Below are 15,230 nucleotides of genomic sequence, written 5' to 3' on the forward strand. Positions count from 1 at the left end.
CATGTCGGCAGCTCTTCTGATCGAGCAGCTTCTCAACGGGCTGCAATTTGGCGTCATGTTGTTTCTTATGGCAGCAGGCCTGACCCTGATTTTCGGGGTCATGGGGCTGATCAACCTCGCTCATGGCTCGCTCTACATGATCGGGGCTTTCGCGGCGGCGGGGGTCGCGGGCTGGACCGGGTCGTTCTGGCTGGCCCTGATGGGCGCGCTGATGGCCGCCGCGATGATCGGGGCATTGGTGGAGATGGTGGTGATCCGACGGCTTTATGACCGGGACCATCTGGACCAGGTGCTGGCGACCTTCGCGCTGATCCTGATCTTCTCAGAGGGCACGCGGTTTTTCTTCGGGTCGCTGCCGCTTTATCTCGACACGCCCGATCTGCTGTCGGGGCCGACCACCCTGCCCGGCGGGATCGAGTATTCGAAATACCGGCTTTTCATCATCGCCGTGGGGCTTGCCGTTGGCGGCGGGCTGTTCTGGCTCATCTCCCGCACCCGTATCGGCATCCAGATCCGGGCTGGTGAGGCAGATCGGGAAATGATCGCCGCGCTCGGCGTCGATATCCGCAAGCTTTATACCATGGTCTTCGCCCTCGGCGCGGCGCTGGCGGGACTGGCGGGGGCGATGATCGGGCCCATTCAGTCGGTCGAGGTCGGCATGGGCGAGCCAGTGCTGATCCTTGCCTTCGTGGTGATCGTGATCGGCGGCATCGGGTCCATCAAGGGCGCCTTCATCGGCGCGTTGCTGGTGGGTCTGACCGATACGCTCGGCCGGATCATGCTGCCGCAACTCTTTGGCATGTTCATGGATGCGAGCAGCGCCACGACCGTCGGCGCATCGCTGGCGTCCATGTCGATCTACATCCTGATGGCGGGGATCCTGCTGTTCAAACCCTCTGGCCTGTTCGGAGGGCAATCGTGATGCGGCGCGAAACGATCCTGAACCTTGCCATTCCCGGCATCCTTCTGGCCACGGCGCTGATCGCCTATGCCATGGAGGAACCCTATATCATCACGCTCGCAACCAAGGCCGCCATTCTGGCGCTGGCGGGCGTCGGGCTGAACATTGCGCTTGGGCTTGGCGGGCTGGTCAGCCTTGGGCACGCGGCATTCTTTGGCGTCGGCGGCTATGCCATGGGCATCCTCGCCTTCCATGCGCAGAACTACATGCCGATCTGGGGCGTGCTGGAGGGCACCAAGTCGATGCCGATCATCTGGCTGGTGGCGCTGATTGCCTCGGCACTGGCGGCGCTGGTCATCGGCGCGCTGTCCCTACGCACCTCGGGCGTCTACTTCATCATGATCACATTGGCCTTCGGGCAGATGCTGTTCTACTTCGCGATTTCCTGGCCGACCTATGGCGGCGAGGACGGCATGTCGATCTACCTGCGCAACGATTTTCCGGGCGTGAACACGCTGGTGCCGCTGAACTTCTTCCTGATCTGCTTCGCGGTGCTGACGGTGGTGCTGGTGCTGGCCGACCGGCTTGGCAAATCGGCCTTCGGTCTGGCGCTGCAAGCCACGAGGCAGAACGTGGCGCGGGTCGAGGCCGTGGGATTGGCCCCCTACCGGCTGCGGCTGGTGGCCTTCACGATCTCGGGCGCTGTCACGGGGCTGGCCGGCGCGCTTTTCGCGGACCTGAACCGCTTCGTCAGCCCTTCGATGCTGAGCTGGCACATGTCGGGGGAAATCATGATCCTGATCATCCTGGGCGGTATCGCGCGGCTGTCGGGGCCTGTCGCGGGGGCAATGCTGTTCATCGCGCTGGAATATGTCCTCGAAGACCTGAGCCACTATTGGCACGTCTATCTGGGTGCGATCCTGCTTGGCGTGGTGCTCTTCGCGCGCGGAGGCGTGGTTGGCCTGATCCTTGGTCGGGAGGTGGCCCATGACTGAGGCCCTTCTGCAAACCCGCGCGATCTGCAAAAGCTTTGGCGCGCTTGAGGCATCGAAGGACGTGACGCTCGACCTGCGGCCCGGAGAGATCCACGCCCTGATCGGCCCCAATGGCGCGGGAAAATCGACGCTGATCGCGCAGATATCGGGCGCGCTTCGTCCTGACAGCGGGCGGGTGATTTTCGACGGACAGGATGTGACAGCCCTGACGACGACGCAACGTGCCCGCGCCGGGCTTGGCCGGACCTTCCAGATTTCCGCCCTGCCGATGGAATTCACCGTCCTGCAAAATGCCGTTCTGGGGGCGCTTGGGCAACGGGGTCGCGCCTTCCGCTTCTTCGGCAACGTGATGCGCGACAAGGCCCTGCTGGCAAGGGCGGAAGAGGCGCTGGACCAGGTGGGGCTGGCCGAGTTCCGCAATTTCGTGACGGCGGAGCTGTCCCATGGCCAGCGCCGCCAGCTGGAGGTCGCGGTGGCCCTGACCCTGCAACCCAAGGCCTTCCTGATGGATGAACCGATGGCGGGGCTTGGCGCGGAAGGCTCGCACCGGCTGACCGGGTTCCTGGACGAATTGCGCCACCGTGCGCCGATTCTGCTGGTGGAACATGACATGGACGCGGTCTTTGCGCTGGCCGACCGGATCAGCGTGCTGGTCTACGGTCAGGTGATCGCCACCGGAACGGCGGACGAGATCAAGGCCGATCCCCGCGTGAGAGAGGCCTATCTGGGCGAGGAGGACGCGGCATGAGCCTGCTGAAACTGTCCCATGTCTCGGCCTTCTACGGCGCGTCCCAGGCGCTGTTCGACGTGCATCTGGATCTGGCAGAAGGCGAGGTTCTGGCGCTGATGGGGCGCAACGGCATGGGCAAATCCACCACCGTCAAGGTGATCTGCCGGATGCTGAAGAATCGCGGCGGCTCGGTCATGTTCGACGGGCAGGATCTGGGGTCGGTTCCGGCGCACAAGGCCGCGCGGGCCGGGATCGGGCTGGTGCCCGAGGGGCGGCGCTGCTTTGCGCCGCTGACCGTGCAGGAAAACCTGATCGCCGCGGCGCGCAAGGGCCATTGGGATCTGGCGCGGGTCAGCGCGCTGTTCCCGCGGCTTGGCGAACGGCAAGGCCAGGTCGCCTCGTCCCTGTCGGGGGGAGAACAGCAGATGCTGGCCATTGGCCGGGCGCTGATGACGAACCCCCGCCTGCTGATCCTCGATGAAGCCACCGAAGGCCTGGCGCCGGTGATCCGGCAGGAAATCTGGGCCGCGATCCAGCGGCTCAAGGTGGAAACCGGGCTCTCGATCCTCGTGATCGACAAGTCGCTGCGGGAACTGGGCACGGTGGCCGACAAGGGCGTGATCATCGAAAAGGGCGTGACGGTCTGGGCCGGCCCCTTCGCTACGCTCGACCGGGCCACGACCGACCAGCATCTGGGGGTGTAGGGGCCATGGCGTTCCTCTTCCCACAAAAGGTTCTGTTCAAGCATTGCGACCCGGCTGGCATCGTTTTCTATCCGCGCTATTTCGAGATGCTGAACGATTGTGTCGAAGCCTTCTTCGACGAGGTGCTGGGACTGCCGTTCGAGACGCTCCATGCCACGGGCGGCGTGCCCACGGCAGAGATCACCACCCGCTTTCTGGCCCCGAGCCGCCATGGCGATCACCTGACCATCGCCCTGACCGTCACCCGTGTCGGGCAGAGCTCGCTCGGGCTGATGTTCACCGCCGATTGCGACGACGAACCCCGCTTCACCGCGCGCTCCACCCTTGTCCTTCTGGGCGAAAACGGGCGGCCCCGGCCGTGGCCCGAGGGGGTGCGACAGATACTTCTGGACCGAGAGGAGGCCCCGGCCCATGTCCCATAAATCCATTCAACCCGCAGGCTGGCCCGAACCCAAGGGCTATGCGAACGGCATTCTTGCCTCCAACGGGACGCTCTATGTGGGCGGCCAGATCGGCTGGGACGCGGAGGGCAAATTTGCCCCCGGCGGCTTCATCGGCCAGATGGAGCAGGCGTTGACCAATATCCGCGACGTGGTCGAGGCCGCTGGCGGCACGCCCGAGGATATCACGCGGCTGACTTGGTATGTGACCGACAAGCAGGAATATCTGGACAGCCAGCGAGAGGTGGGCGCGGCCTATCGCCGGATCATGGGCAAGCATTTCCCCGCCATGGCGATGGTCGTGGTCGCCGGGCTGGTCGAGGATGAGGCCGTGGTCGAGATCGAGGCCACCGCCGTCATCGGCTGATCTGCGCGGACCCCCGTTGCATATCGCGCCCGCGTGCGGCTGGATGGGATCATGCGGATCCTGAGCTTCAACATCCAGAACCTGCGACTGCGGCAGGGCGCGGGACAGCCCCGGCTGGATGGCGCGCGGGACCGCGACGAGATCGGCGAAGCCTCGGCACTGGACCCGGCTGACCGCCGGTTGTCCGCCGCGCTGCTGGCTGAGGCGAAGGCCGATCTGGTGCTGCTGCAAGAGGTGTTCGACACGGACACGCTGGATTGGTTCAACACCCGGTTATTGCCTGCCGCCGGTCTGCCCTCCTACCCCCACGCCCATTGTCCGCCCGGCAATGACGGGCGCGGGCTGGATCTGGCGGTGCTGTCGCGCCAGCCCGTCCAGTTGACCAGCCATGCCAATGTGACCCCCTCCGACCTGGGGTTGGAAGCCCCGCAGCCCGGCCTGCCTGTGTTCCGCCGGGATTGCCTGATGGTCGAAACCGGCGGGCTGACCGTTTTCACCTGCCATTTCAAAGCCCCCTACCCCGACCCGGACACCGCCTGGCCCGTCCGTCGCGCAGAGGCAGACGCCACCCGGCGGATCATCGAACGCCACATACCTGCCCCCTCACAGGGACTTTGGCTGATTGCCGGGGATCTGAACGAACCGTTCGAGCCCGATGCCGAGCCTGCCATTCAACCGCTGCTGCCGCCCTTCAGCACAGACCTGATGGCGCGGCTTCCGGAGGATGAACGCTGGACCTATTTCGACAGCCATTCGGGCCGCTATGGCCAACCCGACGCCCTGCTGGCATCCCCCGCGCTTGCCGCCCGCTGGCCCGACGCCATCCCGCAGGTCTTGCGCGCGGGGCTGGCCTATGAGGCTACGCGCCACCGGGGCGCACATCTGCAAGGTGTTGGCCGCCACAGGCCCCATGCCTCGGATCACGCGGGCGTTCTGCTGGACCTGCCGGGGATCTGAGCCCCGCGTCCAACGGTCCTGCCCGGCGTCATGGTTTTGTCATCAATCCCATGCCAGACTATGCTGCACCTGCAGCATCCTTGGGGAACCCATGACCTCGCACCCCTACGACTCGATCGACCGGGCCAGTCGGGCCGCCATGGCGCGGCTCACCTCTGGCGTTTCTCCCTACGCGGCGATGGCGGCCTGGATGGATTGGGGCCTGCACCTGTCGCGGGCACCGGGGCGACAGGCGGAACTTGCGGAACTGGCGCGGGACAGCGCGTTACGGCTGATGATGGGCCCGCTATTGCCGGACGATGGGGGCGACGGGCTCGGCTCGGCCTTCTCGCCCAGGTCCGACGATCACCGTTTCGATCATGCGGGTTGGACAATGCCCCCTTTCAAGTGGTGGATGCAGGGCTACCTCGCCACCGAGCGGTTCTGGGACGAAGCCGCACAAACCATTCGCGGAATGCGCCCGGGGTCGGGGCCTCGCGTGGGATTTATGGCACGGCAGATGCTGGACGCCATCTCTCCCTCCAACTTCGTGCCCCTGAACCCCGAGGTTCTTGAGCGGACCCGCACCGAGAAAGGTGCCAACCTGATCGAAGGGTGGAAGACCTGGCTTGAGGACGCAGCCTATGAGGCGGCCCACACGCCACACCCCCATGAAAGCGACTATAAGCCGGGGGAAAACATCGCCTGCACACCGGGCAAGGTTGTCTTCCGAAACCGACTTATGGAACTGATCCAATACGCCCCCACGACGGAAACGGTCTGTCCCGAGCCGATCCTGATCGTGCCTGCCTGGATCATGAAATACTACATTCTTGATCTCAGCGCCCGGAATTCCCTGATCAAATACCTGGTGGACCGCGGTCATACGGTGTTCTGCATTTCCTGGACCAATCCCGATGAAAGCCTGCGTGACGTCAGCCTGGACGACTATCGACGCGAGGGGGTGATGGGGGCGCTCGACGTCGTGTCGGACATCGTACCGGAGTGTCAGATCCACGCCTGCGGTTACTGTCTGGGTGGGACGATGCTGTCGATTGCCGCGGCCACGATGGCGCGCGATGGCGACGAGCGGCTGGCCACGATCACGCTTCTCGCCGCGCAGACCGACTTCACCGAGGCCGGAGAGCTGCTGATGTTCGTCGATGACAGCCAGGTTGCGTGGCTTGAGGACATGATGTGGGATCAGGGCTATCTCGACCGGGACCAGATGTCCGGGGCCTTCCGGGCGCTGCGCCCCGAAGATCTTATCTGGCAGCGCGCCGTCGACCGCTACCTGCTGGCCAAGGACGAGCCGGATTTCGACATCCTCGCCTGGAACGCCGACAGCACCCGGATGCCCGCCCGCATGCATTCGGAATACCTGCGCAGCCTGTTTCTTGAAAACCGCCTGACCTCGGGCCGTTTCGCGGTCAACGGTCGGGTGATCGCGCTCAAGGACATTTCCGCGCCGATGTTCGTTCTAGGGACTGAGGCCGATCACATCGCGCCCTGGCGCTCTGTCTACAAGGCAACACTGTTCACGGAAAACGACTTGCGCTTTTGCCTGACCTCCGGCGGTCACAATGGCGGCATTCTAACGCCGCCAGGCAAGGCAGGCAGGCACTTCCGGCTTGGACACAGGACTGTGGACAGGCAGTATATGGACCCCGACACATGGCTGGCGCAGCATGACCCGCAGGACGGATCCTGGTGGGAGCCCTGGGGCGCCTGGCTGTCCGACCACAGCCGCGCGCCGGTTGCACCGCCCGGTTTGGGATCAGAACGGCACCCACCAGCCTGCGATGCGCCGGGAAGTTATGTGTTCCAACAATAAACACCTCCTTTTCAATCGCTTATAAGCGGATTTTGGCCGATTTCCCGGGCGGCTTCAGAGAGGCCTAACAATCGCCTTATTTATTGCGTTTCTGGATTGTGAACGCGCGCAATTATAAATGAGGCAAACAGATGAAGATCATCGCTCTCTCACTCTCACTCGCGGTTTTGGCCGTATCCCCGGCCCTGGCAGCCCATAACAATCCCTGGGCAACGCCCGAAGATACGCTGTTGGCTCAGAACCACGCCGAGAACCAGCTGGCCAGTGTCGGCACGCCCGGAGAGGACGAAATGCGGGGTGTGATGGTGCAGAACGCAAACCAGACAGGCGGGAATGCCGGTCAGGGCGATGGCGGGCAAGGTGGCGGTGGTCAAGGCGGAGGGAGCAACCGCTGACCACCCCGAAAAAACGAACACCCGCGACGCCGGACGTCGCGGGTGTTGTTTTTCATGCCCGGTGTTTGGTCACGCTTTCCACTGCCAGGGGCGGGTGAACTCTCCCAAGACATCCGCCACGGCGTCATCCGTCACCTCGCCGGTCTTTTCCAGACAGGCCACTAGGCCAAGCTTCTTGCTCTCGGTCACCTCGACAACGCGGGCATTCACATCCGCCTCTTCCAGCGCCGCGTTGTAAACGCGGGTGATCGCCATCTTGCGCAACGCTGGTTTGAAGACCTTGCCCACTGCCGTCTTGGGCAGTTCGTCCATCAGCTCGATATGCTTGGGCCGCGCGGCGCGTTCATGGACATGCTCGTCGCAATGCTCCTTCAGCTCCTTGATGCTGACCTCGGCGCCTGCCACCAGTTCGACATAGACGCAGGGCAATTCGCCCGCGAACGCATCGGGCTGACCGATGGCACCGGTCATGGCGACGGCGGGGTGGCTGGCCAGCGCTTCTTCGATCTCGGCCGGGTCGATATTGTGACCGCCGCGAATGATCAGATCCTTGGCGCGACCGGTGATCCACAGATAGCCATCGGCGTCGATCCGGCCAAGATCGCCCGTGCGCAGGAAGATATCGTCGTGGAACAGGTCGATATTCTTGTCGCTCTCGGTATAGGTCGAACCTTCGAACACGCCGGGGTTGTCGATGCAGATCTCTCCGACCTCATCGACGCCACATTTTACGACCCCGTCCGGGGTCTGTTTGAGAATCCGCACCTCCGTATGGGGGAAGGGCACACCGACCGAGCCGATCTTCTTTTCGCCCTCGACCGGGTTACAGGACACGAGGCAGGTCGCCTCGGTCAGGCCGTAGCCTTCGACCAGCGTCACACCAGTGGCCTTCTCGAACCGTTTGAACAGTTCGACCGGCAGCGGCGACGACCCCGAGAAGGCGGTTTTCACGGTCGAGATATCGCCATTCACCGGGCGTTGCATCATCGCCGAGATCGCCGTCGGCACGGTGATGATGAAAGTGATTTTCCAGCGTTCGACCAGCTTCCAGAAATTGTCGAACACGCCCTCGCCCCGGTAGCCCTGCGGCGTCGGGAAGACAACATGCGCGCCCGAGGCAATCGCCGCCATCAGGATCACATGGCAGGCAAAGACGTGGAACAGCGGCAGCGGACACATGATGTTGTCTGTTTCGTCGAACAGGATCGTGGCCCCGAGCCAGCCATTGTAAATCAGCCCCGAATACTTGTGCTGCGCCACCTTGGGCATGCCCGTTGTGCCACCGGTGTGGAAATACGCGGCGACGCGGTCGCCGGTGCTGTCCTCGAAGGTCAGACGGTCGGCGGGCTGCTTGGCGATCTCGGCGTTGAAGTCGATGATCTTTGCATGGTGATTGGACGGGTTCTTGGGCCGGATCAGCGGCACGATCAGCTTCTTGACGCCGGTCAGGTAGCGCAGAAGATCGACCTCGATCACATGTTTTACATTCGGCGCATGGCCCACGGCCTCAGCCACCTTTTGCGCCACGTCGGTTTTCGGGAAGGCCTTGACCGTCACCACCGCCTTGGCCCCGGTTTCGCGTAGGATGGCGCTGATCTGTTCCGGCTCCAGCAGCGGGTTGATCGGGTTGGCGATGCCAGCAACACAGCCGCCCAGAAGAGTGAGCACCGTTTCGTTGCAGTTGGGCAGCACATAGGCCACCGAGTCCGTCTCGGTGATGCCGAGCGACCGGAAGAGGTTCGCGGTCTGGGTGACCTTGCCATGCAGCTGCGACCAGGTCAGCGTTTCGGCCTTGTCAGTCGGGCCGGAAAACAGCTGATAGGACACTGCGTTGTGGTTCGGGAACTTGTCCCTTGTCTTGGTCAGCAACTCATACAGCGTGGTGGCTGGCTGGCTTTCTGGCCAGGGCAGATCCTGCTCCATGGCTCTGACATCAGCGACGTTCGCAAACCGCCTCATTCTCATTCCTCCCCTTTTATCCCTGTCTGGCCCGTCACCTTTCGGCGCGGGCCGGTATTTTGTGGATCAGGATGGAGGCAAAGAGGCCCGCAAAGCAAGCGTAACCCAACGCAAACTGCAATGCGGGGGGGGGCGGGAACCGGATTCAAGGGGTCCGGAGGGACAGTCACTGCCTCACTCGGCAGCCAGTCCTTCCGTGAACTGGAGCCGCGCCAGCCGGGCATAGAGACCATCGCCGGCCACAAGCTCCTCATGGGTGCCCTCAGCGACGATGCGGCCTTCCTCGAAGACCACGATCCGATCGGCCTTCTTCACGGTCGCCAGCCGGTGCGCAACGATGAGAGTGGTTCGGTCGGCCGACAGCTCCGCCACGGCCTGCTGCACCGCCCGCTCACTTTCCGCATCAAGCGCGCTCGTGGCCTCGTCCAGCAGCAGAACCGGCGCGTCGCGCAGGATCGCTCGGGCGATGGCGATTCGCTGCTTCTGCCCGCCCGACAGCATGATGCCGCGTTCGCCGACATAGGTGTCATACCCGTCAGGCAGCGCCATCAGGAAATCATGCGCAGCGGCAGCCCGCGCGGCGGCCTCGACCTCGGCATCCGTGGCCTCGGGGCGACCGAAGCGGATGTTTTCACGGGCAGAGGCGGCGAAGATCACCGGATCCTGCGGCACCAGTGCCATGGCGTCGCGGAAGGTGGCGCGCTTCATCTCTTTCAGATCGAGCCCGTCAAAGGTGACGCGGCCCGAGATCGGGTCATAGAAGCGCAACAGCAGCTGGAAAATCGTGGACTTGCCCGCGCCGGAGGGGCCGACGAGGGCCACGGTTTCGCCGGGGTTGATGGTCAGGTTGATACCATCAAGCGCCTGCTGATCGGGCCGCGTCGGATAGTGGAACTGCACATTGTCGAAGCTGATCGCGCCCCGTCCGGCCTGGGGCAGATCACGTCCCTGTTCGGGATCGGCCACGCTGTCGCGCCCGGTCAGAAGCTCCACCAGCCGTTCGGTTGCGCCGGCGGCGCGCTGCAGCTCGCCCCAGATTTCCGACAGCGCGCCCACGGCCCCTGCGGTCATGATCGCGTAGATCAGGAACTGGATCAGCTCGCCGATGGACATGCCGCCACCGCGCACATCGCGCGCGCCGATCCAGAGCACGCCGACCACGCCCGAGAAGATCAGCAGGATGACGATGACCGTCATCACAGCGCGGGTGCGGATTCGGGTCTTGGCCGCGTCGAAGCTGGCCTCCGTCACACGGTCGAATTCGCCCGCCGTGGGGCGTTCATTCGTGAAGGCCTGAACGGTCTGGACGGACAGCAGCGCCTCGCTGGCCTTGCCGGAGCTTTCGGCGATCCAGTCCTGGTTCTTGCGGGACAGAGCCCGCAAGCGACGACCCAACACCACAATGGGCACGATCACGACGGGCACGATCAGCAGAACAAGGCCTGTCAGCTTGGGCGAGGAATACAGCATCATGCCAAGCCCGCCGAGGAAGATCAGCGCGTTTCGGAGCGCGATGGAAATGGACGAGCCGATGACGGACAGGATCAGTGTGGTGTCGGTGGTGATGCGGGACAGCACCTCGCCGGTCATGATCCGCTCGAAAAAGGCGGGGCTCATCGAGATCATCCGGTCGAACACAGCTTTGCGGATATCCGCGATAACGCGCTCGCCAAGCCGGGTGACAAGGTAGTACCGCAGGCCGGTTCCAATGGCGAGCAGGCCAGCAAGGCCAAGCGCCGCGAGGAAATACTTGTCCAGCAGCGTCACGGCATCGGTCTCGAACCCATCGACGACCCGGCGCACGGCCAGCGGGATGGTCAGCGACACGGTGGCCGTCAGAACCAGTGCGGTCAGGGCGCCTGCCATCAGCCAGCGATAGGGCAGCATGAACGGCAGAAGCGCACGGAGAGACCCGATCTGGCGGGATTTCTCGCGTTCCTGCTCGGAAGTCATGGGCTGTGGCTGGCTGGAGCTGTCGGCCATTGTCGTGTCCGGTCCTGTTTCGCTTGAAACGGGATAGAACGCCACCGCCCCCGGCACAAGGCCCCGAGGTGATGCAAATCGGCGCGGCACGGAAAGCCCTGACCGCTCTTGCAAGGGGAGCCCGGGTTTACTGCCCTCGCAGGCCGCTCAGCCGGTCGAATGGATCAGGGGCGCGATCTGCCGAACAGGGCCTGGGCAACGCTGGACAAAGTGAACAGAATGGCCGCGAGGCACACGATGGAGGGGCCGGTCGGCGTGTCCCATTCAAGCGAGGCCTGCAGGCCGCCAATGACCGAGAGCGCCCCGATCACGATGGCGGCCAGCGCCATGCGCTCTGGCGTGGTGGCGAAGGGGCGCGCGGTGGCCGCCGGCACGATCAGCATCGCCGCAATCAGCAACACGCCCACCACCTTGATCGCCACCGCGACGACAAGCGCCAGCGCCAGGGTCAGGACCAGCTGTTCCCGCCTCGGGTCGATCCCGGCGGCAAAGGCCAGATCGGGGTTCAGGGTCGCCGTCAACAGCGCGGACCAACGCCACCACAGCAGCCCGAGAACCAACACCGCGCCGCCCCAGATCACCGCGAGATCGGGGACGCCCACGGCAAGGATATCCCCAAAGAGATAGGCCATCAGATCAACGCGCACGCCGTGCAGAAAGGACACCGCCACAAGGCCGAAAGCCAGCGCAGAATGGGCCAATACGCCCAGAAGCGTGTCCATCGCATAGCCCCGGTTCGACAGGCTGGACACCGTGAAGGCCATCAGCAGCGACACGACCAGCACCCCGCCAAACACGGATGTGTCGAAGGCCAGCGCCAGCGCCACCCCCAGAATCGCCGCATGGGCCGTGGCATCCCCGAAATAGGCCATCCGTCGCCAGACCACGAAACAGCCAAGCGGCGCGGCGGCCAGTACAAGGCCAAGGCCCGCCAGCGTGGCGCGGACTAGGAAATCGTCAAGCAGGGTCATCGTGGAGCCCCCCAGCTTTCCGCAAGCGCGGCAAACCGATCCGCGTATTGCGCGATCCGATCCCGGTTCCAGTCGTTGGGCGTCATCCCCATTCGGGTGTGAACACAGGCTTTGAGATACTCGCGAAACCTGTAGCTGTCCGCGCCTTCTCGGATCAGGGTCTCGGTGTGGGCCAGATAATGATCGTACTCATCCTGGATCCCGCTACCGGCAACGCCGATCGGGTCAAACTCGTTCCAAATCGCGCGGACCGCATCGCGTAAAGGGTTCTTGCCTCGAGTCATTCCGCGGCCTCATGTCCATGGTCATGATCATGGCTGTGATGATGCTCATGCCGGTAGAGCGCCAGCGCGCCGCCTGTGCCGGTGCCGAAAAGCGCCCGGTATTCCGGGGCGGAGGCGACATGCTCGGGTTCTCCCTGACAGCAGACATGACCGTTGAGGCAGACCACCCGGTCAGAAGCCGCCATGACCACATGCAACTCGTGGCTGACCATCAGAACCGCGCAGCCCAGATGGTCGCGCACTTCGGCGATCTTCTGATAAAATGCCGCCGATCCGGGTTGATCCAGCCCTTGCGTGGCCTCATCGAGGATCAGCAATTCGGGTTTCGACAAGAGCGCACGCGCCAGAAGCACCCGTTGGAACTGACCACCTGAAAGCCCAGACATTTGCCGGCCGGTCAGGGCCCCTGCCCCGGCTTCGTCCAACGCATCGCGGGCAGCTTCATCACGCACCCGCTGCGGCAGGTCGAGAAAGCGGCGCACGGTCATCGGCAGGGTCGGGTCGATATGCAGCTTTTGCGGCACATACCCGATCCGCAGCCCCGGCTTGCAGGTGACCGCGCCTGCACTCGGCTCCACCGCCCCGATGATGGCCCGAAGCAGCGTCGATTTGCCGGACCCGTTCGGGCCGACGATGGTCACGATCTCGCCAGGGTCGATGGAGAAATCCACTTGGTGCAGCACCGTCTGGCCGCCCAGTTGAACATTCAGCCCGGACATTTCCACAAGGCTCATGCGGCATCTTTCTTCTGGCAGTTGGGGCAGACACCCTCGGCCTCAGTCACGGTGCGTTCGATCTTGAACCCGGTTTCGGCGGCGACGCGCCCCAGATTGCCCTTCGCGGGCTCGGCCATCCCCTCGGCCACGGAATTGCAGATCCGGCAGATCAGGAAGACCGGCGCGTGGTTTTCACCGGGATGAGAACAGGCGGTAAAGGCATTGAGGCGCTCGATCTTGTGGGCGAAGCCATGGGCCGTGAGGAAATCCAGCGCCCGATAGGCCACCGGCGGTTGCGACCCATGCCCCTCTGCGCGCAGTCGGTCGAGGATTTCATAGGCCCCAAGCGCGCGATGCTCTTCCAGAAGGATCTCCAACACGCGCCGGCGCACCGGGGTCAGGTTCAACCCCTGTTCCCTGCATTGCGCCTCGACCGCCTCCAGCCCGCCGGTGCGGCAGGCGGAATGGTCGTGACTGTCGAATCCGATCGTGTCCATGGCTGGGTCCGTCTGCAGCGATTGGGGGGTTGATAGGTGATGTTATTACGTTTATCAAGCCACGTAATGTTATAAGATAACAATGGAGCTTCCATGCGGTCCCTCGCCCTTATCCCGTCGCTTCTCATGTCCAGTGCCGCGCTGGCGGACATTCCCTCCGTGGCTACGGATATCACCCCGGTTCATGGGCTGGTGTCCATGGTGATGGGCGATCTCGGCACGCCCACGCTGCTGGTTGAACCCGGGGCCTCGCCGCATGGCTACGCGCTGCGCCCGTCCCAGGCTGCGGCCTTGCAGGATGCCGATGCGGTGTTCTGGATCGGTCATGACCTGACCCCATGGCTCGACAGCCCGCTGGACAGCCTCGCCCGCCAGGCCGTGGTGGTCGAGCTGCTGGACGCCGAGGGCGTGGTGGTCCATCAGTTCCGGGAAGACGCGGTCTTCGCGCCCGACGAGCATGACGAGCATGACGAGCATGACGAGCATGACGAGCATGACCCGGACGCGCAAGACCATGAAGATGCGCATGACGGGCACGCCCATGACGGTGCCGATCCCCATGCCTGGCTCGACCCGGAAAACGCGGTGGTCTGGTTGGCGGCAATCGCCGAAACCCTGTCCGGGCTGGACCCGGACAATGCCGATACCTACCGGGCGAATGCAGAGGCAGCACAGGCAGAAATCACCGCTCTGAATACCGAGATCGCCACCCGGCTTGCCCCGGTTTCGACCCGCAGCTTTGTGGTGTTCCACGATGCATTCCAGTATTTCGAACATCGCTTCGACCTGTCCGGTGCCGGGGCGATCTCCATGAGCGATGCCAGCAGCCCCTCGGCCGCCCGCATCGCTGAAATCCGGGATGCGGTTGCCGAGCAGGACGTGGTCTGTGTCTTTTCCGAGCCGCAATTCAACCCCGGCCTCGTGGCGACGATTGCCGGGACCGGCAACCTGACCACCGGCGTGATCGACCCTCTCGGGACAACGCTGGAACCCGGCGCGGGCTTCTACCCGGCCTTGCTGCTCGACATCGCCGACTCGGTCGAAACCTGCCTGTCGGCCCAATGATCCGATCTGGCCAGTCCATCAGGGTCGGTCAGGTTTCCCTGATTTCAAAATGGTGACGGCCTGCCCCAAGGGCGGGTCGCACAGATGATCAAATAGGGGAAGCTGAAGCGGGCAGGCAGCAATCGACCCTTCACCTTGAGCCTGAAGGGTAAATGCTCAAGATCTATGAAATATCACGATTTCAAAAGGATGGAATACATGATCCCATCTATTTACAAACAACGTATCGGAGAAGAGTGATTGGAGCGGGCGACGGGAATCGAACCCGTATCATCAGCTTGGAAGGCAATTGTTTTAAATTCCTATAACCCTTTAAAATCAATATCATGTATTGACATACTGCATTTCTTTGCAGGCAATGTGTCGGAAAAAAAAATTTTGGAGCGGGCGGCGGGAATCGAACCCGCATCTCTTGCTTGGAAGGCAAGGGTCTTACCATTACACAACGCCCGC

The 15,230-nt window shown here is 63.5% G+C and carries 16 protein-coding genes and 1 tRNA gene; 10 read left to right on the forward strand and 7 right to left on the reverse strand.

The annotated features are described in order from the left end of the window. The first annotated feature begins 1 nt into the window (after window position 1). The 9 genes from EP237_RS09860 (at window position 2) to EP237_RS09900 (ending at window position 7,302) form a co-directional block, all read left to right on the forward strand. Window positions 2-922: a branched-chain amino acid ABC transporter permease gene (locus EP237_RS09860; protein WP_127560627.1), complete on the forward strand. Its 921-nt coding sequence runs from the start codon at window positions 2-4 to the stop codon at window positions 920-922. Further along, window positions 922-1,896: a branched-chain amino acid ABC transporter permease gene (locus tag EP237_RS09865; RefSeq protein ID WP_127560629.1), complete on the forward strand. Its 975-nt coding sequence runs from the start codon at window positions 922-924 to the stop codon at window positions 1,894-1,896. Before EP237_RS09860 ends, EP237_RS09865 begins: the two co-directional genes overlap by 1 nt. Further along, window positions 1,889-2,644, forward strand: a complete 756-nt coding sequence (locus tag EP237_RS09870; RefSeq protein ID WP_127560631.1) for an ABC transporter ATP-binding protein — start codon at window positions 1,889-1,891, stop codon at window positions 2,642-2,644. The genes EP237_RS09865 and EP237_RS09870 overlap by 8 nt, the downstream gene beginning before the upstream one ends. Continuing rightward, window positions 2,641-3,330: an ABC transporter ATP-binding protein gene (locus tag EP237_RS09875; RefSeq protein ID WP_127560633.1), complete on the forward strand. Its 690-nt coding sequence runs from the start codon at window positions 2,641-2,643 to the stop codon at window positions 3,328-3,330. Before EP237_RS09870 ends, EP237_RS09875 begins: the two co-directional genes overlap by 4 nt. A 5-nt stretch (window positions 3,331-3,335) precedes the next feature. After that, window positions 3,336-3,752, forward strand: a complete 417-nt coding sequence (locus EP237_RS09880; protein WP_127560635.1) for an acyl-CoA thioesterase — start codon at window positions 3,336-3,338, stop codon at window positions 3,750-3,752. Then, entirely contained in the window at window positions 3,742-4,137 is a 396-nt protein-coding gene (locus tag EP237_RS09885; protein ID WP_127560637.1) for a RidA family protein, read from the forward strand. Before EP237_RS09880 ends, EP237_RS09885 begins: the two co-directional genes overlap by 11 nt. Before the next feature lie 51 nt (window positions 4,138-4,188). Beyond that, window positions 4,189-5,094, forward strand: coding sequence for an endonuclease/exonuclease/phosphatase family protein (locus tag EP237_RS09890; protein ID WP_127560639.1), 906 nt, complete (start codon window positions 4,189-4,191; stop codon window positions 5,092-5,094). A gap of 91 nt (window positions 5,095-5,185) precedes the next feature. Beyond that, window positions 5,186-6,907, forward strand: coding sequence for a PHA/PHB synthase family protein (locus tag EP237_RS09895; RefSeq protein WP_127560641.1), 1,722 nt, complete (start codon window positions 5,186-5,188; stop codon window positions 6,905-6,907). A 131-nt stretch (window positions 6,908-7,038) separates the two neighbouring features. Further along, a complete protein-coding gene (locus EP237_RS09900; protein ID WP_127560643.1) occupies window positions 7,039-7,302 on the forward strand; it encodes a hypothetical protein in 264 nt (87 codons plus the stop codon). 69 nt (window positions 7,303-7,371) lie between these two features. On the opposite strand, the gene EP237_RS09905 is transcribed toward EP237_RS09900, so the two are convergent. The 6 genes from EP237_RS09905 to EP237_RS09930 form a co-directional block, all read right to left on the reverse strand. After that, window positions 7,372-9,261, reverse strand: coding sequence for an acyl-CoA synthetase (locus tag EP237_RS09905; protein ID WP_127560645.1), 1,890 nt, complete (start codon window positions 9,259-9,261; stop codon window positions 7,372-7,374). A 174-nt stretch (window positions 9,262-9,435) separates the two neighbouring features. Then, a complete protein-coding gene (locus EP237_RS09910; RefSeq protein WP_127560647.1) occupies window positions 9,436-11,244 on the reverse strand; it encodes an ABC transporter transmembrane domain-containing protein in 1,809 nt (602 codons plus the stop codon). A 164-nt stretch (window positions 11,245-11,408) separates the two neighbouring features. Further along, window positions 11,409-12,215, reverse strand: coding sequence for a metal ABC transporter permease (locus EP237_RS09915; RefSeq protein WP_127560649.1), 807 nt, complete (start codon window positions 12,213-12,215; stop codon window positions 11,409-11,411). After that, window positions 12,212-12,499 (reverse strand): hypothetical protein, encoded by a 288-nt coding sequence (locus EP237_RS09920; RefSeq protein WP_127560651.1) that lies wholly within the window; start codon window positions 12,497-12,499, stop codon window positions 12,212-12,214. The genes EP237_RS09915 and EP237_RS09920 overlap by 4 nt, the downstream gene beginning before the upstream one ends. Further along, complete coding sequence (locus EP237_RS09925) at window positions 12,496-13,233, reverse strand: metal ABC transporter ATP-binding protein (protein ID WP_127560653.1); 738 nt, start codon at window positions 13,231-13,233, stop codon at window positions 12,496-12,498. Before EP237_RS09925 ends, EP237_RS09920 begins: the two co-directional genes overlap by 4 nt. Continuing rightward, entirely contained in the window at window positions 13,230-13,712 is a 483-nt protein-coding gene (locus tag EP237_RS09930; RefSeq protein ID WP_127560655.1) for a Fur family transcriptional regulator, read from the reverse strand. The genes EP237_RS09925 and EP237_RS09930 overlap by 4 nt, the downstream gene beginning before the upstream one ends. A 93-nt stretch (window positions 13,713-13,805) precedes the next feature. Between EP237_RS09930 and EP237_RS09935 the strand changes: the two genes are divergently transcribed. Next, a complete protein-coding gene (locus EP237_RS09935; RefSeq protein ID WP_127560657.1) occupies window positions 13,806-14,777 on the forward strand; it encodes a zinc ABC transporter substrate-binding protein in 972 nt (323 codons plus the stop codon). 379 nt (window positions 14,778-15,156) lie between these two features. Here EP237_RS09935 and EP237_RS09940 read toward each other — a convergent pair. Then, window positions 15,157-15,230, reverse strand: a tRNA-Gly gene (locus EP237_RS09940).

Source organism: Nioella ostreopsis (assembly GCF_004000255.1).
GTDB classification, from domain to species: Bacteria; Pseudomonadota; Alphaproteobacteria; order Rhodobacterales; family Rhodobacteraceae; genus Nioella; species Nioella ostreopsis.

Coding starts and splice junctions, on each gene's coding strand:
- EP237_RS09870 (WP_127560631.1), top strand. CDS start 1,889: ATGACTGAGGCCCTTCTGCAAACCCGCGCGATCTGCAAAAGCTTTGGC.
- EP237_RS09905 (WP_127560645.1), bottom strand. CDS start 9,261: ATGAGGCGGTTTGCGAACGTCGCTGATGTCAGAGCCATGGAGCAGGAT.
- EP237_RS09890 (WP_127560639.1), top strand. CDS start 4,189: ATGCGGATCCTGAGCTTCAACATCCAGAACCTGCGACTGCGGCAGGGC.
- EP237_RS09860 (WP_127560627.1), top strand. CDS start 2: ATGTCGGCAGCTCTTCTGATCGAGCAGCTTCTCAACGGGCTGCAATTT.
- EP237_RS09910 (WP_127560647.1), bottom strand. CDS start 11,244: ATGGCCGACAGCTCCAGCCAGCCACAGCCCATGACTTCCGAGCAGGAA.
- EP237_RS09915 (WP_127560649.1), bottom strand. CDS start 12,215: ATGACCCTGCTTGACGATTTCCTAGTCCGCGCCACGCTGGCGGGCCTT.
- EP237_RS09895 (WP_127560641.1), top strand. CDS start 5,186: ATGACCTCGCACCCCTACGACTCGATCGACCGGGCCAGTCGGGCCGCC.
- EP237_RS09900 (WP_127560643.1), top strand. CDS start 7,039: ATGAAGATCATCGCTCTCTCACTCTCACTCGCGGTTTTGGCCGTATCC.
- EP237_RS09935 (WP_127560657.1), top strand. CDS start 13,806: ATGCGGTCCCTCGCCCTTATCCCGTCGCTTCTCATGTCCAGTGCCGCG.
- EP237_RS09930 (WP_127560655.1), bottom strand. CDS start 13,712: ATGGACACGATCGGATTCGACAGTCACGACCATTCCGCCTGCCGCACC.
- EP237_RS09880 (WP_127560635.1), top strand. CDS start 3,336: ATGGCGTTCCTCTTCCCACAAAAGGTTCTGTTCAAGCATTGCGACCCG.
- EP237_RS09865 (WP_127560629.1), top strand. CDS start 922: ATGCGGCGCGAAACGATCCTGAACCTTGCCATTCCCGGCATCCTTCTG.
- EP237_RS09875 (WP_127560633.1), top strand. CDS start 2,641: ATGAGCCTGCTGAAACTGTCCCATGTCTCGGCCTTCTACGGCGCGTCC.
- EP237_RS09885 (WP_127560637.1), top strand. CDS start 3,742: ATGTCCCATAAATCCATTCAACCCGCAGGCTGGCCCGAACCCAAGGGC.
- EP237_RS09920 (WP_127560651.1), bottom strand. CDS start 12,499: ATGACTCGAGGCAAGAACCCTTTACGCGATGCGGTCCGCGCGATTTGG.
- EP237_RS09925 (WP_127560653.1), bottom strand. CDS start 13,233: ATGAGCCTTGTGGAAATGTCCGGGCTGAATGTTCAACTGGGCGGCCAG.